The sequence below is a fragment of the Bacillus songklensis genome (genome assembly GCF_042649685.1).
GTDB lineage: Bacteria > Bacillota > Bacilli > Bacillales > Bacillaceae_H > Bacillus_BA > Bacillus_BA songklensis.
Window position 1 is genome coordinate 165,580 of the sequence record NZ_JBHRZT010000067.1, and the last position, 20,700, is coordinate 186,279.

The following is a 20,700-nucleotide window of genomic DNA, read 5'->3' on the forward strand; positions in this document are numbered from 1 at the left end:
TAAAACAAAAAAGTATGTTCCGGACGTAAGTTAGGCAAACAGGATGATTACTAAGAACATTTATAAATGTTTTAATTGTTTATCAAGCTGTTCTCGATAAAGCTTTAGGTTAGCAAGGTAAGGCGCCAAAATCGCTCTTGCCGTGTCCAAATCGACTTTATTCCTGTGAGCAAGCGAACGAATGGACTCTTCCAAGGGACGCCAAACAAACACATAGGTAATATCGGTGATTCCCTCTAGATGAAGTTTCGAAATATCAAATGTTAAGGTGGTCCCAGGGTCTTTTAATCCCCAGACAGGCTTGATTTGTGTAAATAGGAAAGAACGGATTTCACTTTCTGGAAAGCTGGAAGATTATTCAAATCTCTTCCCCCTAATGGTAAAGAAAACATATAGTATGTCCTAATCTATTCTATTTTTTCTAATAAAAAAAGATTGGACAGATGGATTGATAGATTTGCGTATTTTTTGTTGGAGGAGAATTTATCAATATAACATGGGTGAGATTATGTTGCTTTATAAAAAGCCGAACGGATAAAGTACATATGCGAAAAAAGGGCAGTACTTGCCCTTTTTTCGTTCTTCGCTTGAAATTACTGGCTTCAGGGAAAAAATAGGAAGAATGAAAGCAAAAAGCTTTACGGCACATTAAGGTACTTCATGTCCCATGGAGCTATGTAAAATCTCAAACCATTGATCAAGTGTTAGTTTGTATTGAAGCGCATCAATCGCAGCGTCAATGCGTTCTCTTTTTCCGGAACCGACAATCGGCATGATGTTTGCCGGATGATTCAACAGCCATGCGTACAATACGGTATCCATTCCCGGCGCTCCGATTTCTTCTGCCACTTTCTCCAGTGTATCACGAAGTCTCTTCGCTTTTTCATTGCCGGCAGAAAAGATTTCGCCTCCTGCAAGAGGGGACCAGGCCATCGGAGGGATGCGCTTTTCGAGGCATAAGTTAAGCGTTCCGTCATCGAAATTCTCCAGGTTATAAGCAGACAGTTCAATTTGATTTGTGACGATCGGGAAGTCCAAGTAAGATTGTAACATGTTAAATTGGTGATGCTTAAAGTTAGAGACGCCGAAATATCTCACTTTTCCTTCTTCTTTTAATTGAGTAAATGCTTCCGCTACTTGAGCAGGATCCATAAACGGGTCAGGACGATGGATGAGCAATACATCAATGTAGTCTGTTTGCAAGTTTTCCAGTGATTGCTTCACCGATTTTAAAATATGTTCTTTGCTTGTATTGTAATGATGGGACTTATGTTCCGGACGATTTGGAGACTTCAGTACAATCCCGCATTTTGTGACGATTTCCATTTTGGAACGAAGCTCAGGTTTTAGTGCGAGCGCTTCACCAAATAATTTTTCGCATGTATAGCTCCCGTAAATATCCGCATGATCAAATGTCGTGATGCCTTTTTCCAAACAATGTTCGATCAAGGCGAGTGTTTCTTCTTTTGATTGCTTCCAATCAGCTAGACGCCAAAGCCCGTGAATAATTCTTGAAAATGATAAATCGTTTGCTAGTTGAATTCTTTCCATATGTATCCCTCCTCAAGTGTTAGTTGTAGCATTGAATGGTCTTAATTGTCAATTAAATCGTTTACATATAGGAAAAGGGATAGGAGGATACTGAACCTATAGAAAATTGTTCAAATTGGTATAGACAACTAGTTGTATATATGATAAGATGAGGTCGAAATCGAAGAAAGGATGAGATTTCAATATGAAAACTCTCATAAAAAATGTCCAAATTTATATGAATGCGCAAAAGATTGAAACCGGTTACCTGCTGATAGAAGAGGATGTGATCGCAGAGATAGGACCCATGGAAAAATGTCCAACCGTGCCGGATTCATATACATCGATAGAGTTATCTAATAAGTACAAACTTATACCGGGATTCATTGATCTTCATATTCATGGCGCGGCCGGTGCTGACACGATGGATGGCACGAAAGAAGCGCTTGAGACGATGGCGATCGCTTTGCCGAAGGAGGGAACAACTAGTTTTCTTGCTACTACCATGACGACGGCGCAAAGTGATATTGAAAGAGCTTTAAAAAACGCGGCCTCCTATATGAATGAGCATAATGAGAAAGGAAAAGCAGAAGTGATCGGAGTCCACCTTGAAGGTCCGTTTATTTCGCCAAAGAGAATAGGGGCTCAACATCCCGATCATGTAATATTGCCTAGCGTTGAGTTGTTTCGTAACTGGCAGGAAATTGCTGAAGGCCATATTAAACTGGTCACGATGGCACCTGAGCAGCCGAACGGGCTGGAGCTTGTGCGATATTTACGGAAGGAAGGGGTTGTCGCTTCCATCGGCCATTCCGACGCAACATATGAGCAAGTTATTCAAAGCATTGAAGCAGGTGTCAATCATGCGACTCATTTATTTAATCAAATGAGACCGCTCCATCACAGGGAGCCGGGTGTCGTGGGAGCGGCTCTTCTGCATGATGAAATCAAGTGCGAAATCATCGCAGATGGCATTCACGTCCGTCCGGAGATGGTCCGTCTTGCCTTTAAGAATAAAGGGAAGGACGGCATGATCCTGATCACCGACGCCATGAGAGCGAAATGTCTCGGGGAAGGAATGTATGATTTAGGTGGACAGGCAGTGACGGTGAAAAATCAAAAAGCGACTTTGGAAGACGGAACACTGGCAGGAAGCATTATTAAACTGAAGGATGCAGCAAAAAATATGCAAGCATTCACGGATTGCGGACTTGAGGCGGTTATTCAAATGGCAAGCGCAAATCCGGCCAAACAGTTAAACATATATGATCGCAAAGGAAGCATTGAAAGAGGGAAAGACGCTGATTTAGTTGTTTTAGATGAGAATGATGATGTGTGCATGACATTCTGTCGAGGGCGTATCGCTTATTCAACTTTGGAGGGATGAAGATGAACATCATTGCAGTAAAAAATTATGAAGAAATGAGTAAAAAGGCAGCGGAGTTCATTATCGACACCGTTAAAACCAAACCAAATGCGGTATTGGGAATGGCAACAGGCGGGACAGCTGTCGGAACATATAAGTGCCTCATCCAGGATTTTAATCAAAACAAGACAAGTTATAAACAGGCTTATACCGTTAACTTAGACGAATACATTGGAATAGATCCGGAACATGAACAAAGCTATCACACGTATATGGACAACCATTTATTCCAGCACATTGATTTACCGAAAAATCATCAATATATTCCAAACGGAAACGCGAAAAATCTTGAAGCGGAATGCAAGCGCTATGAAGAGGCAATCGAGGCGCTGGGCGGAGTCGATTTGCAAATTTTAGGGATTGGCCATAATGGACATATCGGGTTCAATGAACCGGGGACTTCATTTGATTCCAAAACGCAAGTCGTGGAGCTGGCTGAATCAACACGAAAAGCTAATGCCCGTTTCTTTGAAGATCTGAATGAAGTGCCGACACAGGCCATAACAATGGGCATCGCCACCATTTTAAAAAGCAAAAAAATTTTATTGCTGGTGTCAGGTAAAGGGAAAGCGGAAATTCTACAGAAGCTGCTTACATGCGACATAACCGAGTCCATTCCTGCCACTGCTTTAAAGAAGCATCCGAATGTGACAATCATCGCAGATAAAGAGGCGCTTAGTTTTTTGGCTGACACGGAAATGAAGGTGAGAATGAGTGTTTAAAGTAGATAAGGACTCCCTTTTGCCCATTTACTATCAAATCGAGGAGGGGCTTAAGGAGCTCATTGCACGAGAGGAATTAAAGGCAGGGGATATCGTTCCTTCCGAGCGGGAATTGGCGGAGCGATACAATGTAAGCCGCATGACCGTCCGCCAAGCGATTAACAACCTTGTGAATGATGGATATTTGGTGAGGCAGCGGGGGAAAGGCACATTTGTCGCAAACAGCAAAATTGAGCAAGGACTGCAGGGCTTAACGAGTTTTTCGGAGGATATGCGAGCGCGGGGCATGAATCCAAGCTCAAAACTGCTGGAGTTCAATCTTATACAAGCACCTGTCACGATCGCTTCAAAGCTAGCGATTAATGAGGGCGAATTCATTTGCGAAATCAAAAGGGTAAGGCTTGCTGATGATATTCCGATGGCTTATGAAAGGTTGTATATTTCCAGGAAGCTCGTTCCCGATTTAACGGAAGAAATCGTTAGCTCTTCCATGTATGAATATATTGAAAACACGCTGAACATCAACATTGTAAAAGGTGAGCAAACATTGGAAGCGTCCATTGCGAGAAAAAATGAAGCGGCTATTCTTCAAATTAATGAAGGAGCACCTGTACTTCTCATTGAGAGAACGAGTTACATGGACAATCAAAAGCCGCTTGAATTCGTTCAATCCGTTTATCGCGGAGACCGATATAAATTTAAGATTGAGATGGAGCGGCGTTAACAATGGTCAAAAAGACGGAAGAGAGAAATCCACGCAGTCTTAAATTGGATGAAATGACGTCACAAGAAATCGTTTCGCTTATGCTGGAGGAAGATCAGCACTTATCATCCTGTATTATGCCGAATATTCCTAAGATTGCTAAAGCCATTGATGAAATCGTCACACGGTGGGAAGAAGGTGGACGAGTTTTTGTGATCGGTGCCGGGACAAGCGGTCGATTAGGAATGCTGGATGCAGTGGAATTGGGACCTACCTTTTCGGTTGAAAGTGATCGCTGGCTGGCGATAGTAGCGGGCGGAAACGAAGCCATGTGGAAACCGCTCGAAGAAAATGAAGATGATGAAATGATCATCCAAACAGAGTTAAAGACCCATGGCATCAGCAAACAAGATACAGTTATCGGTATAACGGCAAGCGGAAGTACACCGTTCGTTGTATCTGGTTTGAAGTACGCAAAGCGGATGGGGGCTTTAACAATCGCAATCAGCAATAATGCTGAAACGATCGTGTTAAGCGGGCCGCTGGCATGATCCAAAACGTGGCCGGTTTGTCAGAACAAGAAGCCGGGCGCATTTTACAGGATAGTCAATTTCAGCTGAAAGAAGCACTTTTTATGGCATTGACGAATGCTTCTTATGAGGAAGCGGGACATTATTTACAAAAAGAAAACGGCCATTTAAAGAAAGCGCTTAAGTTATTTTTTAAGACAGATACTAATCAAGATGAAGAAAAGGGGGATTCCTTACGATGTTAGGGTTTCTACAACGAATTGGGAAAGCGTTAATGCTGCCGATCGCGGTATTGCCGGCAGCCGCATTATTGCTTCGATTAGGTCAAGATGATTTATTGAAAATCCCGTTTATGGCGGCTGCCGGGGATGCGATATTTGCCAACCTGGCATTGTTGTTTGCCATCGGGATTTCCGTCGGACTGGCGAAAGACGGAAACGGCGCAGCGGGACTCGCCGGGGCTATCGGGTATTTTGTGTTGACAAAAGGAACGGCTGCCATTAATAAAGAAATCGATATGGCGATTCTCGGAGGAATTATTTCAGGGGTAGTTGCAGGTCTTTTATATAATCGTTTTCATAATATTAAACTTCCGGAATGGCTTGGTTTCTTTGCCGGAAAGCGTTTTGTCCCGATTGTTACATCCCTGGCTATGTTGATTCTGGCCGGTTTGTTCGGAGTAATTTGGCCGCCTATTCAAGAAGGTATCAATAATGTGGGTGACTGGATTACAGGAGCGGGTGCATTAGGAGCCGGGGTATTTGGATTCTTGAACCGATTGCTTATTCCGGTCGGTTTACATCATGTATTGAACAGCTTAGTATGGTTCGTGTTCGGTGAATACAACGGGGCAACAGGGGACTTGAAGCGCTTCTTCGCCGGAGATCCGACAGCGGGAACATTTATGACGGGATTCTTTCCTGTGATGATGTTCGGCTTGCCGGCAGCAGCATTTGCGATGATTGCAGCAGCGAAAAAAGAGAGAAGAAAAGCGGTGGCAGGTATGTTAATCGGTCTTGCCTTCACTTCTTTCTTAACAGGGATTACAGAACCGATCGAATTCTTGTTCATGTTCATCGCACCTGTATTATACGGAATTCATGCAGTTCTAACGGGTATTTCGATGGCGCTTTCTGTAGCCTTGGGCATCCATCATGGCTTTGGTTTCTCAGCCGGTGCTATTGATTATTTCCTCAACTTCGGGATTGCACAAAAGCCGCTTCTGTTAGCGCTTATCGGTGTTGTGTATGCAGTTCTTTACTTTGTCATTTTCTATTTCTTAATAATAAAGCTGGATATCAAAACACCGGGTCGCGAAGACATCGTTATGGAAGCGGAAGATGCTGCAGGCCAACCTGGAAATATGCAGCATGTGGAACTTGCCAAACAATATTTAACGGCCCTTGGCGGAAAAGAGAATCTTGACAACCTTGATAACTGTATTACCCGCTTACGCTTAAAGGTAAAAGATATGAACAATGTTGACGAAGCGGCCTTGAAAAAATTAGGGGCTAAAGGGGTTATTAAGTTAAATAAAACGGATCTTCAAGTTATTGTTGGAACCGATGTAGAATTTATTGCAAATGAAATGAAGAAGGGGTAAAAACAATCTTTTGAATGATAAAACAGGGAGGTCCCCCGCTTGCATGCGGGGGGCTTTTATTTATGTATGACAAAGGGGATATAAAAGTAGAATAATTTTTAGGGGGTGATCGATTGAAGCTGATTAACGGCATAGGGAACATTTTTTATCGCTTCTTTGCAGAGGACTTTTATGATCTTTGTGCTCAGATGGCCTATTATTTTATGCTTTCCATGATTCCTTTTTTGATTTTTATGTTTTCAGTGATTGGCTTCTTGCCTTTTAATGCAGATAACGTGTTGATGATGATTGAGCCCTTTGCTCCTGCCAACACATATGGGATTATTCACCATACTCTTCACAGCATTCTTGATGAAGGGCAAGGACAATGGCTCCCGATTAGTTTTATCGCTACATTCTGGCTGGCCTCTATGGCTGTACAATCACTGGTCCGGTCATTAAACTATGCATATCGATTCAAACGTCAGGAGCCTTTTATTCATGCACTCTTAAATGATCTCTTTTTAACATTTGGCTTTATGATTATTTTATCGTTGTCCTTGTTTGTTCCGATTGTCGAAAGAATTGCCCATACTTTTGTCATGTCACAGATGGATGTTCCCGGTTTTTGGTTCAAAATGTGGAATATGATTAAGTGGGGGATGGGTACAGGTTTTTTATTTATATTCTTTCTATTCCTATATAAAATCGTTCCGAGTATAAAATTGGCCTGGATCAAAGTAATTCCCGGCGCACTTTTTGCTACATTAGGCTGGCAGTGGGTTTCCGTCATCTTTTCCTATTACGTCAATTTAGGAAATTACTCGAAATTTTATGGACAACTCGGAAGCATCATAGTGCTGATGACATGGTTCTATCTGACAGCGGTCGTACTGCTTACCGGTGGACTAATCAATGCTGAGATTTATCATAAAAATAGTGAACGGTTCACAAATTGATTGAGGAGTATACATATGGTACGTCAAACCTTTTACATGTACATCAACCCTTCGATCATATTCCATTAATAAAAAATACAATGATCTGTTTTCGGAAGGCAGGAATTTTCAGGAAAAGGAAAGAAATGGATATGGCAGGAGCCCATGATTATTTTTCCGCTAGAAACATTTCATGGTTATGGCAGATTATAAGGCGGGAAGGATAAAAGACATTTGGATTTGTGCTGATTAGGCAGAAACTATCATCATAAAAACTTAGGGAGAGAGGAGGGGATTTGATGAAAAGCCGGGTGGATGAAACAGCCGTTGTTTTTCAGCCGTTTACCTTCACGGTTGAACGCGGAAAAATTAAAGAATTGGCGATGGCCATTGGTGATCAAAATCGGGTTTACTATCATGTGGAGGAAGCAAAAAAGGAAGGGTATCGTGATATTCCGGTGCCGCCTACTTTTGGAACGGTCATGGATTTTTGGGGAGGTCTCGATTTTGATACCCTTGTCCAAACGCTGCAATTAAACCCGTTAAAAGTACTGCACGGAGAACAAGAGTATCAATATGAAGACATCGTTTGTGCAGGTGATGTCATTACGGCTCAAGCAAGGGTTGTGAAACAACTTGAGAAGAAAGGGATGAAAATGATCAAGCTTGAGACGGAGTATAAACGGGACGGCGATACGGTCATGGTTGCCCGTTCGACCATTATTGAGAGACCTTGATGAAGGGGGAAAAGAATATGACGACATTACAGACAATTGTTAAGCCACCCGTCACCCATACCCAGCTTGTTCGTTATGCGGGTGCCTCAGGTGACTTTAACCCAATTCATACGGTTGTTCCAGCAGCAGAACAAGCGGGATTGGGAGGAGTGATTGCCCATGGCATGCTTATTATGGGAATGGCGGGCGAAGCGCTCACAAAATGGTTTTCGCATAAGCAGCTTCGCTCGTTTAAAGTGCGATTTTCTGCGATGACACGTCCCGGAGAATCTCTGGTCATCGAGGGGCGCTGTTTGGAACAAACCATTCATTACGGTGAGCGTCGAACAAAAGGAGAGCTGATTGTAAAAAACGAAGAAGGTGAAGTGAAGTTAAAAGGAGATTTTGAAGTGGCGCTTTCATCATGAAGATATGAATCCACATAAATCATTTGACGTGGATACAAAACATCCACGCAAATGATTTACGCACAAGCGGCTGCCAATCTCCCTTACGGGTTCTTGTCAGCCGCTTAATGGAGAAAAAACAGTCTGTACCCGGTTTTTTTCTGCTGCAAATGATGGCCAAACCAAAGCTTTACCAACAAAGTCTCCAGGACTATAAAAATTTTCTATGTGGTTTTACATACCGCTTTAGTTCGGACATTAACAATCTTCTTACAGTCGAGTTCGACACAGCCTTTGCTACATCTTGAATGGACGGGAATACGCCGAATTGGTTAAACTTTACCTTTATGTTGCCTTCATAAAGGGTGTGTTGTTCCATGTCTTTTATGGTCGTCGCTACCCTGATCTCTTTGGTGCCCGCTTCATCGATTACAGATGGATAGTTGTCAAGAATATGAAACTTAAACTTATAGCTATCATCGCGCTTCGTCATAGATCCTCCTCTTTGCAAGACTCGTGCATTTAAAAGGAAAGAAGTGAATGGAGTGATTTTTTTATTGACCGGGAAATAATTTCTGAATTTTTCGATAAATATATAATGGCATCCTACATTTTGCAGATGGTTAAGCGGCCGGAACCATCCACAAGATAAGGTAACATCTCTTCATTCACTCATAAATGGTTATTCACCGAATAATGCGTATGGATTTTTTTCGGTTGAAGTAAGAAACTCCAATAATTTTCTCACGGCAAAAGAATTGTACCCGTCTTTTTTCGTAATAATACCTAGTTCCCACATCGGAGTGGGGTTTACGAGAGGGATTGTTTTGATATTGGCATGATTCAGCTTATTAAAAATCGATTTTGGAAGAATCGTAATGCCCAGCTCGGCTGCCACAAGTTCTATAATCAAATCCCATTGGGAGCTTTTATAGGAAATGGTCGGATCAAATCCGGCATTGCGGCATTCCTGAATGATTCGATCGTGCAAAGTAAAACTATTGCTGAACAAAATGAACTTCTCATCCTGCAGCTCGTTTAGAGATACGGATTCCCGATGGGCAAGGTGGTGACTGGTGTGGGTATAAAAAACAAATTCCTCTTTTATGAATGGATAAACCGTAAACTTTTTCTCATCGGCAGGCAATACAATGATGCCTAAATCCACTTTTCCTTCTTCTACTGTAGCAATAATCTGTTTTGCTCCATGCTCTACCAATTCCAATGCAACTTTAGGGTAATGTTTATGGAATTCTTTTGCGATGAATGGAAAAAACAATGTTCCAATAAGGGGAGGTATGCCGATTTTTATTTCTCCGGTCGGAAGATTCATTAAATCGTCTAACAGTGCTGTAAGATCACTTAACGTATTAAACACTTTAACCCCTTGGTTATAAACGATTTTTCCTGCATCCGTCAACTCCAGCATGCGTGTCGAGCGATCAAACAGCTCCACTTTCAGTTCCTCTTCCAATCTTTTTACGGCTTTGCTTAAAGCCGGCTGTGATAAATGAATGGTAGAGGAGGCTTTCGTGAAATTTTTCTGATTTGCAACTTCCATGAAATGTCTTAAATCTCTAATATCCATTTCAATATTCCTTTCTATTCCTTTCATTCATGATATTTATTCCATTTATTCATTTTACTTATATTAGAATGTTCTGTAAACTTTAAATGAAGAGATGAATCGAAAAATGTTCTTCAAAGCAAGATGAAAAAATTTCTCGTCTGTTTTATTCAGGATTGTTTAATTGCTTGAGTAACATTTACATCTCTTTGCATTGCCGCAAGCTAGCATGAATAGGGGAAATACTCTTAACCTCTGCGTAGCAGAGATTTTTAATCACGGCGATTGTAAGCGTTAACACCAATTTAGATACATGACCATTTTTGGAGAATGAAAGGAGATTCCAATGAAAACAATTTATTCTTCTTTTATCGAAGCAGTAAAAGATATTCAAGATGGATCCACCCTTATGGTTGGAGGATTCGGGTTATGCGGTATTCCAGAAAATCTCATTCTTGCTCTTGCCGAGACGGGGGTAAAAGATTTAACCGTTATTTCCAATAACTGCGGTGTTGATGATTGGGGATTGGGGTTGTTGCTTGCCAACAAGCAAATTAAGAAAATGATCAGTTCTTATGTGGGGGAAAACAAAGAGTTTGAACGTCAAGTATTGCAAGGCGAGATTGAAGTAGAACTCGTACCCCAGGGAACATTGGCGGAAAGAATTCGTGCAGGAGGTGCGGGAATACCAGCTTTTTATACTCCTGCCGGGGTAGGAACGCCAATTGCAGAAGGAAAAGAAGTGCGTGTTTTTAACGGAAAAGAGTATGTTTTGGAGCATGCACTAAAAGCGGATTTTAGCTTAGTCAGAGCCGCTAAAGGGGATAAAATGGGAAATCTCATTTATAACAAAACAGCTCAAAATTTCAATCCGATGATCGCAGCGGCAGGAAAGATTACCATCGCCGAAGTGGAAGAATTAGTGGAAATCGGGTCCCTTGATCCGCAATACATCCATACCCCGAGCGTTTATGTTCAACGTTTGATCGTCGGGGAACAAAAGAAAAGAATTGAACGTCTAACAACTCGTGAAGCAGGGGTGATGTAAATGTCAGTGAAACTGAATGATAAAGGACTTGTGCGCGAAAAGATAGCCAAAAGGGCAGAAAAAGAAATTCAGGATGGTTTTTATGTCAACCTCGGAATTGGAATGCCGACTCTTGTCGCCAACTATATCAGTGAGAACAAACAAGTTGTCTTGCAATCTGAAAACGGTCTTCTTGGGATTGGGCCTTATCCGACAAAAGATGCAGTAGATGCCGATTTAATCAATGCCGGAAAAGAAACAGTGACAGCTATTCCGGGAGCCGCTTATTTCAGCAGCGCCGAATCTTTTGCCATGATTCGCGGCGGTCATATAGACATCGCCATCTTAGGAGGAATGGAAGTATCCGAGAAAGGCGACTTAGCCAACTGGATGATTCCAGGCAAAATGATTAAAGGAATGGGCGGAGCGATGGATCTTGTTCATGGTGCCCGAAAAATCATTGTCATCATGGATCATGTCAATAAAAATGGCGAATCCAAAATTTTAAAGGAATGTACACTTCCTCTTACAGGTAAAGCAGTCGTAAACAGAATCATTACAGACATGGCCGTCATTGATGTGACAAATGAGGGACTGGAGCTTGCGGAGGTCGCAGCAGGGTATACGGTAGAAGACGTATTGAACGCAACCGAGGCGAACTTAACCGTGAAAGACGGTGTAAAACTGGATGCGTATTAACCCTGGACATAATTTCATCACTTCATTTTTTTAAAAGCCTTGCATGATTGTTTTGAATGATATAAATCCACATAAAGAATTTGACATGAGCCATAAGCGCCTATGTCAAATTCTTTACGCATAAGCCTATTCAAGAGGCAGGAACAGAAAGGCCATGAATAGCATAAACGGCAAAAACTGATGTTCACTCATGAAGTTGGATTTATATAAAAAGATAAATCGATTAAGCAGGGATTTTCCTCAGGATCATTTATAAATCCCATTCAGCTATGTTCACCATTTTATCCAGACTGGAAAAAATCCCGTTAATGATGATAAGGAGTGGAAAATATGACCTATGCAAAAGGGTTAGAAGGAATTGTGGCGGCTGAAACAAAAGTTGGCCACGTGGACGGAGAAAAGGGGCAGCTCATTTACAGAGGGTACTGGGCAAAAGATTTAGCGATCCATTATTCTTTTGAGGAAGTGGCTCATTTAATCTGGCATAATAGTTTGCCAAACAGTACGGAACTGGCTGGGTTAGAGGAACAGATGAAGAACGAGAGAGACCTGCCTTCCTATATCCTTACGATCATGGATCATCTGCCTAATAATACGGAAATGATGAGTGTATTGAGAACATGCATATCAGCCCTTGGAGATTCAACCTATTCGTGGCCTCCTACCATCGATCAGGCGATCAGGCTTACTTCCATTACACCGACGATCATTGCTTATTGGTTCCGAAAGCAGAACGGTTTAGAGTATATCAAACCAAACCAAAATCTCGACCATGTAGCGAATTACATGTATATGATCACAGGCGAGATTCCGAGTGAAAACTCTGTTAAGGCGCTAAGCGCTTACTTTATTTTAACAATCGAGCACGGCATGAATGCTTCGACATTCTCATCAAGGGTTGTTTCTTCCACAGAGTCCGATATGGTATCGGCCATCTGTGCAGCCATCGGTGCCATGAAGGGTCCTCTTCACGGTGGTGCTCCTTCGGGTGTCATCGAAATGTTAGAGGAAATTGGCTCTGAAGACAACATTGAGACATGGGTGAGAACGAAATTGGAGAGCGGAGAAAAAATTATGGGATTTGGTCATCGTGTTTACAAAACCCATGATCCACGCGCAGAAGCACTTAAAGTCGTTTCTGAACAAATTGCCGGGAGCGATGATTGGTTCAAGTTGATTTTGCAAATCGAGAAAGAAACATTAAAGCTTTTAAACGAATATAAACCAGGCAGAGAAATTTATACGAATGTTGAATATTTCGCTGCCGCTGTCATGAAGTCTATTAATCTGTCGGCTGAATTATTTACTCCTACTTTCACGGCAAGCAGAATGGTAGGCTGGACGGCTCATGTGCTTGAGCAATCAGAAGATAACCGAATTTATCGACCGCAATCCAATTACATTGGTTTCATTCCGGAAATAGGGAAGTAATTTCTATAGGAAGACGGTCATGAAAAAGGATAAAATAAGCGGTCTAATCAATGAAAGGTGATCGTGCAAAAATATCCCGGGAGCCGAAATGCGATGGCTCCCGGGATATTCTATTTATAAAAGGACCAGGCTTTACGTTTATTATGTTGAGTTTGCAGCCAAGTAAAAACAAGTTAATATTTCATTACGAATATAGGAAAAGGGTTGGAATGTCATATTTCAAGCAGGGTTCTGTTTGGTTCGCAGAGTATTTTGTTTTGAGAGTTTTTTAAAAGGAGAGAGTTATGGTGAAGTTTAATAGGTTAGAAAGTTTGAATGGGATCGATCGTGCACCTGGCAGGTTTCTTCATCATTCCCATCAAGGAAACCGATATAAATTGTTTGTACCGGGCGGGTATAACCCGAACCAGCCTGCCCCGTTAGTCGTGATGCTGCACGGATGCACACAGGATGCCGATGACTTTGCGGCAGGTACAAAGATGAACGAATTGGCTGAAGACCAAAACTTTTTTGTCCTATATCCCGAACAATCGTTTACTGCGAATTCCAATAAATGCTGGAATTGGTTTTATTGGTCCCATCAGGAAAGAGGGAAGGGGGAACCAGCGGTCATTGCCGGGATGGTGAATGAAGTGAAGTCTCATTACTCGATTGATGATAATCGGGTTTTCATAGCGGGACTCTCGGCCGGCGGTGCGATGAGCGTCATTATGGCGGTTGCATATCCCGACCTTTTTTCGGCTGTCGGGGTGAGTGCAGGGCTTGAATATAAAGCAGCCCGCAGTGTCTGGAGGGCGTATGCCGCCATGGAAAACGGGGGACCGAATCCTGTCAGGCAAGGAATGCTGGCTTATGAAAAAATGGGGCAAAACGCCGCTGTCATGCCCATCATTGTTTTTCACGGAACAAATGACCAAACGGTAGCATTAAAGAATGCCAACCAATTGATTACCCAATGGAGCATAACAAATGATTTGGCGAAAAACGGAAAAGTGACGGGCTGGATCAATGATCAGCCGGATGAAACGGTCGATGGTCATGTCCCTTCAGGCAGAAAGTATAAGCACCATAAATATCAGAATGCAGATGGTAAAATATTAATGGAGAAGATTGTCGTGGAAGGAATGGAACATGCATGGTCAGGGGGAAGTCCTGAAGGTAGTTATACGGACTCTCAAGGGCCGGATGCAAGCCGAATCATGTGGGAATTCTTCATGGAGCAAACGAATGATGCAACAGAGACGGAACAACACGTATCCGTTCCTCAACGAGATTCATGGTGGAAAAGATTATGCGATTTTTTTCTTAAAATGATAACCAACAGCGAAAGAAAAAATTAATGGCAGAAAGGACGATATGGAGAGCAAGGGATGCTGGCTTCTGTAAAAATCATATGAAATTGTGAACATTTTATCTCAATTGACTGAAATGCTTGTTTAATGGAGCCGAACATTTTATTATATAGCATAAGTGAATGTTGATATAATAAGGTTGTAACTCTATAAAGGAGGCGAATTGATGAGCAGCATGACCGATTCTTCAAAGAAAGATCGTAATTTTACACCACTTGTCGTCATTCTTTCAATCGTCGTAAATGCCATCATTCTTTTATTGTTCTTTTCTCCGATCGGGTATTCTGGAGAAGTGAATTTCGATATTAAAATTTTTCCGCGCTTGAATGCAGTGTTTAACAGCTTTACCTTTATCTTTTTACTTGCGGCGTTGTATGCGATTAAAAAGGGGAATGTCAAAGTCCATAAACGATTTGTTCTTGCCGCTTTTACGACTACATTGCTGTTTTGCGTTTCCTATTTGACATATCATTATTTGTCGGCGGAAACAACACGCTACGGCGGTGAAGGGTTCCTTCGATCTTTGTACTTCTTCATCTTAATCACGCACAGTGTTTTGGCGGCCATCATTGTTCCTCTTGCATTGTTCTCTCTTATTTGGGGTTGGACAAATCAATTGGACAAACATCGCAAAATCGTCCGCTGGAGTATGCCGATCTGGTTATATGTAAGTTTTACAGGCGTGCTTGTTTATTTAATGATTTCTCCGTATTACTAAAAGAAACAGGCATCACCATTATCGTTGGATCGTGTAGGTTCAGAACATGGGGAGCAAGAAGGGGGGGTGACTCAAAAAAAGGGGGGAATCGCCCCTTTTGAGTCAAACATAAAACGCATCATTTTTTGAACTTATGGGTCACATCCCCTTTTTTCTTGGTCCTGTTGTTGTTTGGTGTTGATTTACTTCTTCAATTAAAGGTCCATCGAATAGAATCCGTTTGTTGTAAAATCTCTAAACTTTTCCCTTGGTTTTGTGGAGTTGGGAGAACTTCTTTAGGGAATTCCGGTGTACCCATTACTCGTATTGCCTTTTCCTCGTCTACAAATAAACTTCCTCCACCTGCTACTGCGATTAATCTTGTATTATGAAAAGAGATGATCCATTACCTCTTTAAGCGATTTGCTTACTAATTCATTTTCCATTGCTTTTTGGACACGATCAAAGGTTTCATCAAGTGTGTTTTGTTTTTATCCAATTCCCATTATATTAATTTACCTCGTGACATAAAAAGAGAACAGAAACAGTTCAGATGTTTATAAACCGAATGCCCATTTAGATGCAGTCGCACCTGGTGGAAAGATTGTATCTACCTATCTGAACAACCAATATGCAGTTTTAAGTGGTACGTCCATATCCAATTAATGATGTGGATTTATAGTGCCTGCAGGAGCAAATGGAATGATAAGGATACAAGATGGCGAACCTTCATATATTTTATTTTAAGGGTGACTTTCTATAATCAGTGGGAGTCTTACTGCCCGTTAACGCGGGATAAATATATGGGGGGAGAAAATGAACAATCGAGCAGATTGGTTTATCGAGCCTTTTTTACATACTCGTAAACTGAAGCCTGAAAATCAAGAAACACCCATTTCATTTGTGGGAGGAGATAAAACTCCTGCTCATCTTTTCTATCTACGCAACCATTTTGACTATCCTCATCTTACGGTTTCCGCTTACTTTCTTCCGGTTAACGGTTTAGTGAAAACTCCGAGAATATTTTCGATACAGGAGATTATGTCCCTGCCGGCAAAAAGATTAAAGATGACACTGGAATGCTCAGGAGACAAACGGAGCTTGTTTAAGCCGAAAGTATTCGGGGAGCAGTGGGAAAAAGGGGCAATCAGTCAAGGATACTGGAAAGGGGTGTCCTTAAAAACAGTATTGCAATATACAGGGCTATCGGATCAAGCCGTCGAAGTAGTGGTTGAAGGATATGATTTTGGGGAAAGAAAAGATCTAATCCAAGTAGTGCCTTACAAGCGCAGCCTGCCCCTTAGAAAGGCTCTGCACGGGGATACCCTCATCGCTTACGAGTATAATGATCAACCCATTCCGTTCAAGCACGGGTTCCCATTTAGATTGATCGTTCCAGGGTGGTATGGGATGGCTTCCGTTAAGTGGATCAAGCAAATCACCGTTGTAGGAAAGCCGTTTCAAGGACCATTTCAAACAATTGATTACGTATATTTTCCCAATCCAAAAAGTGATGTCGGAAAATTCCCTGTTACGACCATGAATGTTAATTCAACTATCCAACAGCCGTTAAATATGGATATTCTTCAAACCGGAACCCACTTTATTTATGGAATAGCCTGGACTGGGGAAGGGAAGATCAAAAGGGTGGAAGTTAGTTTTGATAATGGATTAACATGGGAGGGGGCGAACATCGAGCAAAAGCCGAAGCATCCCTACTCTTGGGTATGGTGGACATATGAGTGGAATGTGTACGAAAAAGGAGAGTATACCATTTTGTCCCGTGCGGCTGATTCGGCGGGAAGGACCCAGCCGTTACAAGCCGTTTGGAACCGAAAAGGGTATGGCTATAACGCGGCAGATAAAATTTGTGTGAAGGTAGAATAATGAAAGGAAGAAAATGATGCTGAAAAAATTTACATTACAAACGAACAACCGCAATCAAATGATAGACGTGACAGAACAAGTTCAAGCTTTCATCAAGGAAAGAGAAATACAAGATGGAGCGGTCCTCGTGTATTGCCCGCATACAACGGCAGGCATTACGATTAATGAAAACGCCGATCCGGATGTGAAGCGCGATATGATTCGCCGTTTTGACGAAGTGTATCCGTGGCACCATGAGCTGGATCGTCATATGGAAGGCAATACCGCTGCACATATGAAGGCAAGTACGGTGGGAGCGTCCCAGCATGTGATTGTAACAGATGGACGCTTGCTTTTGGGGACGTGGCAGGGAATTTATTTTTGTGAGTTTGACGGTCCGCGTACTCGTACGTTTTATGTGAAAATAGTATAAGGCCAAGTAAGAGGAACACCGTTACAATCAGTCCTGCTGGAAATGCAGGGGGGGAAAGGGAAAGATAAAGGTGTGAGGGGTGACTCAAAAGGGGCGATTTTTCCCCTTTGGGTCACCCCCTTTTTTTATTTTAACGAACCCCTGCCTCAAGCACGTGCAGGTGCAGCCATCGATAGGGAGGGGGCTTTCATGGGTATAGCAAATGAAGAAGTTGATGAAACAAGATTAGACAGCGTTTTCTTTCTTGTAGTAATATGGAACAAGATTAAAATAAAGGGTGAAGTCAGTGATTTCATTATTGCCATTAATGTTAGAAAGAGTTGGAATACTTGTCATTGTGGCCTTCCTGCTTTCACAGTCGAAATCTTTTCGGCAAATCGTCCAAACTGAGCATGGATTAACAGGGAAAGTGCTGCTGATTGCCGTTTTCGGAATATTTGGAGTCATTAGCAACTATACCGGGATTGAAATTCATCATAGGTCGATTGTTGAGCAAACATGGCTGATGGCCGTCGGTCCGGACAGCGCGATTGCCAATACGAGAATTATGGGAGTTGGCATTGGCGGACTGCTTGGAGGGCCGCTTGTCGGATTTGGGGTCGGCATGATTGCAGGACTGCACCGCTATACGCTGGGAGGTTTCACGGCAGGCGCTTGTGCCATCTCCTCTATTCTGGCTGGAGCAGCGGCGGGGTATATCGGCAGATGGTATAGAAAGCAAAGGCCGATTACTCCATGGTTTGCCGTTGCTGTCGGTGTATTGATGGAAATGGTGCAAATGGGAATTATTTTGCTGGTGACGAAACCGTTTGCAATAGCATGGGAGCTCGTGAAGATAATCGGTATTCCCATGATTGTCATCAATGGTTTTGGTACGCTGTTATTTATGCTTATCATTCAAACGATTTTAAGGGAAGAAGAGCGAACACGTGCTTTACAAACGCATAAAGCCTTCTTCATTGCCGATCAAACACTTCCCTTTTTCCGTCAGGGGCTAAACCCCGAATCCTGTAAAAAGGTAGCGGACATTATGTTAAGGCTAACAGAAGCGGATGCAGTGGCGATCACGGATCACCGGCAAGTGTTAGCCCATGTTGGGGCCGCTTCCGATCATCATATTCCGATGCAAGGGTTAGCGACAGGGTTAACGAAAAAAGTGCTGGAGCAGGGGAAAGTCATTACAGCTAGATCAAAGGACGAGATCTTTTGCTTTCATGAACATTGTCCTTTGCAGGCGGCCGTCGTTCTTCCGTTACAAGTGCACCAAAAAACGGTTGGAACACTAAAGCTCTATTTTACAAACTCGAGTCGTTTGAGTCATGTTCAGCAAGAACTGGCTGAAGGATTGGCAAAGCTGTTTTCCACTCAGTTGGAACTGGCAGAAGCAGAGTTGCAAAGCAAGCTGCTTAAGGATGCGGAAATCAAGGCATTACAAGCCCAGGTTCACCCCCATTTTTTGTTTAACGCGATTAATACGATTTCAGCCTTGTGCCGGACAGATGTCGAGAAGGCAAGAAAGCTTTTATTAGAACTCAGCGTATTTTTCCGCAGTAATTTACAAGGGGCTCGTCAAATGGTCATTCCGCTTGAAAAAGAATTGGAACATGTCAGGGCTTATTTACATTTAGAACAAGCCCGCTTTCCAAATAAGTATCATGTTGTTTTTCAGATTGAGCCAGGACTTGAAAGGGTGTGTATTCCGCCGTTTACATTGCAGCCGCTCGTAGAAAATGCCGTTCGCCATGCCTTTTTGCGTACTAAAAAACAAGGCGACATACTGATCAGTGCCTGTAAAAAGGGAGAAAGCCTCTGTATAGCGGTGGAAGATAACGGAAAGGGAGTTGTAAACGAAAAGCTCGAGACACTGGGACGGGAAACGGTACAATCCAAAGAAGGAACGGGAACCTCCCTCTATAATATACGAGAACGCCTGGAAGGAATTTATGGTTCAAAAGCCCGCTTCTCTATTGAAAGTAAGGAAGGAGAAGGAACGAAAGTGCAAATTACCATACCTCTAGGTGAAAAAGGAGTCAATGAGAATGATGTTGAAAGCTTTCATCGTTGATGATGAACCATTGGCAAGGGATGAATTGAAATATCTCCTGCTTAGAACGAAGCAGGTGGAAGTGGTGGGAGAGGCGGAATGTATAGAAGATGCATTGGATGATATCCGTTCTTCCGCTCCGGATTTGGTTTTTTTAGATATCGAACTTGCTGAAGACAGCGGATTGAAGCTGGCAGAACAATTGCTGTCATTTGACCATACACCTGCCATCATCTTTGCAACGGCTTATGATGAATATGCCTTGCAAGCATTCGAACTGAATGCCATTGATTATATTTTAAAACCGTTTGATGAAAGGCGCATCCGGCAAACCTTGGAGAAAATTACAAGGATGCAAACGATTGGCGAAAAAGAAGCTGCAGCAGCTCCTGTATCTGTCAGAATCCCGATTGAACAAACTGGTAAAATAGCGGTAATGGTAGAAGAACGGATCGTGTTAGTAGATATACCGTCTATTATTTTTGTAGGCTCTGTAGAAGGAAAGACTGTCATTAAAACGGGGGACTCTGAATATAAGATTGGGGAATCCCTTGTCACGATCGAAAAGAAGTTGAATAGTGCCAGTTTTATGCGGGTTCATCGGAGCTTTCTCGTAAATATCAATCATATTTCGGAAGTCCAGCCATGGTTTAATTCAACATATAATTTAATCATGACAGACAAATCGAAGGTTCCGGTCAGTCGGACATATGTTAAAGAGTTGAAACAACTGCTTGGATTTTAAGTTCAATCGGGCTGTCGCATAGGCTTAGAATAGATAGCCAGAAACGTTTTTGCTAAAAGGGAACCGGCAGAAAAATATTTGGTTGTACGTGATTTCACGTATCGGATCCTTTCAGGGGGATGACTCAAAAGGTATGGTTTTCTGCCTTTTGAGTCATCCCCATTTTACATGTCTAACGTTTTTTCATAGAGGTATTGCCAGATGTATTTCACCCTCGTATTCTTGTAACTCATCATTTGAATTTTGCATTCTATCTTGAAAACTGAATGATGGCGTTTTCATTTA

Annotated in this window: 21 protein-coding genes and 2 pseudogenes; 18 read left to right on the forward strand and 5 right to left on the reverse strand. The window is 42.3% G+C overall.

Features of this window, described 5'->3' with window-relative positions:
• Nucleotides 1-648: 648 nt before the first annotated feature.
• Nucleotides 649-1,551 carry an aldo/keto reductase gene (locus ACFOU2_RS15995; protein ID WP_377916813.1) on the reverse strand — a complete coding sequence of 301 codons (903 nt, stop codon included), beginning with the start codon at nucleotides 1,549-1,551 and terminating at the stop codon, nucleotides 649-651.
• Nucleotides 1,552-1,735: 184 nt separating this feature from the next.
• Between ACFOU2_RS15995 and nagA the strand changes: the two genes are divergently transcribed.
• The 9 genes from nagA to ACFOU2_RS16040 all read left to right on the forward strand — a co-directional run bounded on the left by nagA (nucleotide 1,736) and on the right by ACFOU2_RS16040 (nucleotide 8,575).
• Nucleotides 1,736-2,917 (forward strand): N-acetylglucosamine-6-phosphate deacetylase, encoded by a 1,182-nt coding sequence (gene nagA / locus ACFOU2_RS16000; protein ID WP_377916815.1) that lies wholly within the window; start codon nucleotides 1,736-1,738, stop codon nucleotides 2,915-2,917.
• Nucleotides 2,918-2,919: 2 nt separating this feature from the next.
• Complete coding sequence (gene nagB / locus ACFOU2_RS16005) at nucleotides 2,920-3,678, forward strand: glucosamine-6-phosphate deaminase (RefSeq protein WP_377916817.1); 759 nt, start codon at nucleotides 2,920-2,922, stop codon at nucleotides 3,676-3,678.
• Entirely contained in the window at nucleotides 3,671-4,402 is a 732-nt protein-coding gene (locus ACFOU2_RS16010) for a GntR family transcriptional regulator (protein ID WP_377916819.1), read from the forward strand. The genes nagB and ACFOU2_RS16010 overlap by 8 nt, the downstream gene beginning before the upstream one ends.
• A 2-nt stretch (nucleotides 4,403-4,404) precedes the next feature.
• Nucleotides 4,405-4,932, forward strand: a complete 528-nt coding sequence (locus ACFOU2_RS16015; protein ID WP_377916821.1) for an N-acetylmuramic acid 6-phosphate etherase — start codon at nucleotides 4,405-4,407, stop codon at nucleotides 4,930-4,932.
• Complete coding sequence (locus tag ACFOU2_RS16020) at nucleotides 4,929-5,156, forward strand: hypothetical protein (RefSeq protein WP_377916823.1); 228 nt, start codon at nucleotides 4,929-4,931, stop codon at nucleotides 5,154-5,156. The genes ACFOU2_RS16015 and ACFOU2_RS16020 overlap by 4 nt, the downstream gene beginning before the upstream one ends.
• Nucleotides 5,150-6,514 carry an N-acetylglucosamine-specific PTS transporter subunit IIBC gene (gene nagE, locus ACFOU2_RS16025; protein WP_377916825.1) on the forward strand — a complete coding sequence of 455 codons (1,365 nt, stop codon included), beginning with the start codon at nucleotides 5,150-5,152 and terminating at the stop codon, nucleotides 6,512-6,514. Before ACFOU2_RS16020 ends, nagE begins: the two co-directional genes overlap by 7 nt.
• A gap of 113 nt (nucleotides 6,515-6,627) precedes the next feature.
• Nucleotides 6,628-7,452 (forward strand): YihY/virulence factor BrkB family protein, encoded by an 825-nt coding sequence (locus tag ACFOU2_RS16030; protein ID WP_377916827.1) that lies wholly within the window; start codon nucleotides 6,628-6,630, stop codon nucleotides 7,450-7,452.
• A gap of 278 nt (nucleotides 7,453-7,730) precedes the next feature.
• Nucleotides 7,731-8,168: an FAS1-like dehydratase domain-containing protein gene (locus ACFOU2_RS16035; RefSeq protein WP_377916829.1), complete on the forward strand. Its 438-nt coding sequence runs from the start codon at nucleotides 7,731-7,733 to the stop codon at nucleotides 8,166-8,168.
• 17 nt (nucleotides 8,169-8,185) lie between these two features.
• Complete coding sequence (locus tag ACFOU2_RS16040; protein ID WP_377916831.1) at nucleotides 8,186-8,575, forward strand: MaoC/PaaZ C-terminal domain-containing protein; 390 nt, start codon at nucleotides 8,186-8,188, stop codon at nucleotides 8,573-8,575.
• Between the two features lie 190 nt (nucleotides 8,576-8,765).
• Here ACFOU2_RS16040 and ACFOU2_RS16045 read toward each other — a convergent pair whose 3' ends face one another.
• Together ACFOU2_RS16045 and ACFOU2_RS16050 are read right to left on the reverse strand one after the other, a co-directional pair.
• Nucleotides 8,766-9,047, reverse strand: coding sequence for a diaminopimelate epimerase (locus ACFOU2_RS16045; protein WP_377916833.1), 282 nt, complete (start codon nucleotides 9,045-9,047; stop codon nucleotides 8,766-8,768).
• Between the two features lie 189 nt (nucleotides 9,048-9,236).
• Nucleotides 9,237-10,142, reverse strand: a complete 906-nt coding sequence (locus tag ACFOU2_RS16050; protein ID WP_377916835.1) for a LysR family transcriptional regulator — start codon at nucleotides 10,140-10,142, stop codon at nucleotides 9,237-9,239.
• A gap of 325 nt (nucleotides 10,143-10,467) precedes the next feature.
• On the opposite strand from ACFOU2_RS16050, the gene ACFOU2_RS16055 reads away from it, so the two are divergent.
• The 5 genes from ACFOU2_RS16055 to ACFOU2_RS16075 all read left to right on the forward strand — a co-directional run bounded on the left by ACFOU2_RS16055 (nucleotide 10,468) and on the right by ACFOU2_RS16075 (nucleotide 15,348).
• Nucleotides 10,468-11,169 carry a CoA transferase subunit A gene (locus tag ACFOU2_RS16055; RefSeq protein WP_377916837.1) on the forward strand — a complete coding sequence of 234 codons (702 nt, stop codon included), beginning with the start codon at nucleotides 10,468-10,470 and terminating at the stop codon, nucleotides 11,167-11,169.
• The gene (locus tag ACFOU2_RS16060) at nucleotides 11,170-11,847 is read left to right on the forward strand and encodes a CoA transferase subunit B (protein WP_377916839.1); all 678 of its coding nucleotides are present in this window, start codon (nucleotides 11,170-11,172) and stop codon (nucleotides 11,845-11,847) included. It begins immediately after the preceding gene.
• A gap of 330 nt (nucleotides 11,848-12,177) precedes the next feature.
• Nucleotides 12,178-13,278 (forward strand): citrate/2-methylcitrate synthase, encoded by a 1,101-nt coding sequence (locus ACFOU2_RS16065; protein WP_377916841.1) that lies wholly within the window; start codon nucleotides 12,178-12,180, stop codon nucleotides 13,276-13,278.
• 284 nt (nucleotides 13,279-13,562) lie between these two features.
• Complete coding sequence (locus ACFOU2_RS16070) at nucleotides 13,563-14,618, forward strand: extracellular catalytic domain type 1 short-chain-length polyhydroxyalkanoate depolymerase (protein ID WP_377916843.1); 1,056 nt, start codon at nucleotides 13,563-13,565, stop codon at nucleotides 14,616-14,618.
• Between the two features lie 187 nt (nucleotides 14,619-14,805).
• Nucleotides 14,806-15,348, forward strand: a complete 543-nt coding sequence (locus ACFOU2_RS16075; protein ID WP_377917020.1) for a DUF420 domain-containing protein — start codon at nucleotides 14,806-14,808, stop codon at nucleotides 15,346-15,348.
• Nucleotides 15,349-15,544: 196 nt separating this feature from the next.
• Here the strand turns inward: ACFOU2_RS16075 and ACFOU2_RS16080 are convergent.
• Together ACFOU2_RS16080 and ACFOU2_RS16085 are read right to left on the reverse strand one after the other, a co-directional pair.
• A pseudogene (locus tag ACFOU2_RS16080) lies at nucleotides 15,545-15,715 on the reverse strand (NAD(P)-dependent oxidoreductase); the annotation flags it as partial.
• Nucleotides 15,714-15,815, reverse strand: a pseudogene (locus ACFOU2_RS16085) (Rrf2 family transcriptional regulator); the annotation flags it as partial. The pseudogenes ACFOU2_RS16085 and ACFOU2_RS16080, both read right to left, overlap by 2 nt.
• A 328-nt stretch (nucleotides 15,816-16,143) precedes the next feature.
• Here ACFOU2_RS16085 and ACFOU2_RS16090 point away from each other — a divergent pair.
• From ACFOU2_RS16090 to ACFOU2_RS16105, 4 genes are all read left to right on the forward strand, one after another.
• On the forward strand, nucleotides 16,144-17,214 hold the full coding sequence (locus tag ACFOU2_RS16090) for a sulfite oxidase (RefSeq protein ID WP_377916845.1): 1,071 nt from the start codon (nucleotides 16,144-16,146) through the stop codon (nucleotides 17,212-17,214).
• Between the two features lie 16 nt (nucleotides 17,215-17,230).
• Complete coding sequence (locus ACFOU2_RS16095; RefSeq protein ID WP_377916847.1) at nucleotides 17,231-17,626, forward strand: secondary thiamine-phosphate synthase enzyme YjbQ; 396 nt, start codon at nucleotides 17,231-17,233, stop codon at nucleotides 17,624-17,626.
• 286 nt (nucleotides 17,627-17,912) lie between these two features.
• Entirely contained in the window at nucleotides 17,913-19,691 is a 1,779-nt protein-coding gene (locus tag ACFOU2_RS16100) for a LytS/YhcK type 5TM receptor domain-containing protein (RefSeq protein WP_377916849.1), read from the forward strand.
• Nucleotides 19,669-20,415, forward strand: coding sequence for a LytR/AlgR family response regulator transcription factor (locus ACFOU2_RS16105; protein WP_377917022.1), 747 nt, complete (start codon nucleotides 19,669-19,671; stop codon nucleotides 20,413-20,415). The genes ACFOU2_RS16100 and ACFOU2_RS16105 overlap by 23 nt, the downstream gene beginning before the upstream one ends.
• Nucleotides 20,416-20,700: the final 285 nt, after the last annotated feature.

Coding starts and splice junctions, on each gene's coding strand:
- ACFOU2_RS15995 (WP_377916813.1), bottom strand. CDS start 1,551: ATGGAAAGAATTCAACTAGCAAACGATTTATCATTTTCAAGAATTATT.
- nagA (WP_377916815.1), top strand. CDS start 1,736: ATGAAAACTCTCATAAAAAATGTCCAAATTTATATGAATGCGCAAAAG.
- nagB (WP_377916817.1), top strand. CDS start 2,920: ATGAACATCATTGCAGTAAAAAATTATGAAGAAATGAGTAAAAAGGCA.
- ACFOU2_RS16015 (WP_377916821.1), top strand. CDS start 4,405: ATGGTCAAAAAGACGGAAGAGAGAAATCCACGCAGTCTTAAATTGGAT.
- ACFOU2_RS16020 (WP_377916823.1), top strand. CDS start 4,929: ATGATCCAAAACGTGGCCGGTTTGTCAGAACAAGAAGCCGGGCGCATT.
- nagE (WP_377916825.1), top strand. CDS start 5,150: ATGTTAGGGTTTCTACAACGAATTGGGAAAGCGTTAATGCTGCCGATC.
- ACFOU2_RS16035 (WP_377916829.1), top strand. CDS start 7,731: ATGAAAAGCCGGGTGGATGAAACAGCCGTTGTTTTTCAGCCGTTTACC.
- ACFOU2_RS16040 (WP_377916831.1), top strand. CDS start 8,186: ATGACGACATTACAGACAATTGTTAAGCCACCCGTCACCCATACCCAG.
- ACFOU2_RS16045 (WP_377916833.1), bottom strand. CDS start 9,047: ATGACGAAGCGCGATGATAGCTATAAGTTTAAGTTTCATATTCTTGAC.
- ACFOU2_RS16050 (WP_377916835.1), bottom strand. CDS start 10,142: ATGGATATTAGAGATTTAAGACATTTCATGGAAGTTGCAAATCAGAAA.
- ACFOU2_RS16055 (WP_377916837.1), top strand. CDS start 10,468: ATGAAAACAATTTATTCTTCTTTTATCGAAGCAGTAAAAGATATTCAA.
- ACFOU2_RS16060 (WP_377916839.1), top strand. CDS start 11,170: ATGTCAGTGAAACTGAATGATAAAGGACTTGTGCGCGAAAAGATAGCC.
- ACFOU2_RS16065 (WP_377916841.1), top strand. CDS start 12,178: ATGACCTATGCAAAAGGGTTAGAAGGAATTGTGGCGGCTGAAACAAAA.
- ACFOU2_RS16070 (WP_377916843.1), top strand. CDS start 13,563: ATGGTGAAGTTTAATAGGTTAGAAAGTTTGAATGGGATCGATCGTGCA.
- ACFOU2_RS16075 (WP_377917020.1), top strand. CDS start 14,806: ATGACCGATTCTTCAAAGAAAGATCGTAATTTTACACCACTTGTCGTC.
- ACFOU2_RS16090 (WP_377916845.1), top strand. CDS start 16,144: ATGAACAATCGAGCAGATTGGTTTATCGAGCCTTTTTTACATACTCGT.
- ACFOU2_RS16095 (WP_377916847.1), top strand. CDS start 17,231: ATGCTGAAAAAATTTACATTACAAACGAACAACCGCAATCAAATGATA.
- ACFOU2_RS16105 (WP_377917022.1), top strand. CDS start 19,669: ATGTTGAAAGCTTTCATCGTTGATGATGAACCATTGGCAAGGGATGAA.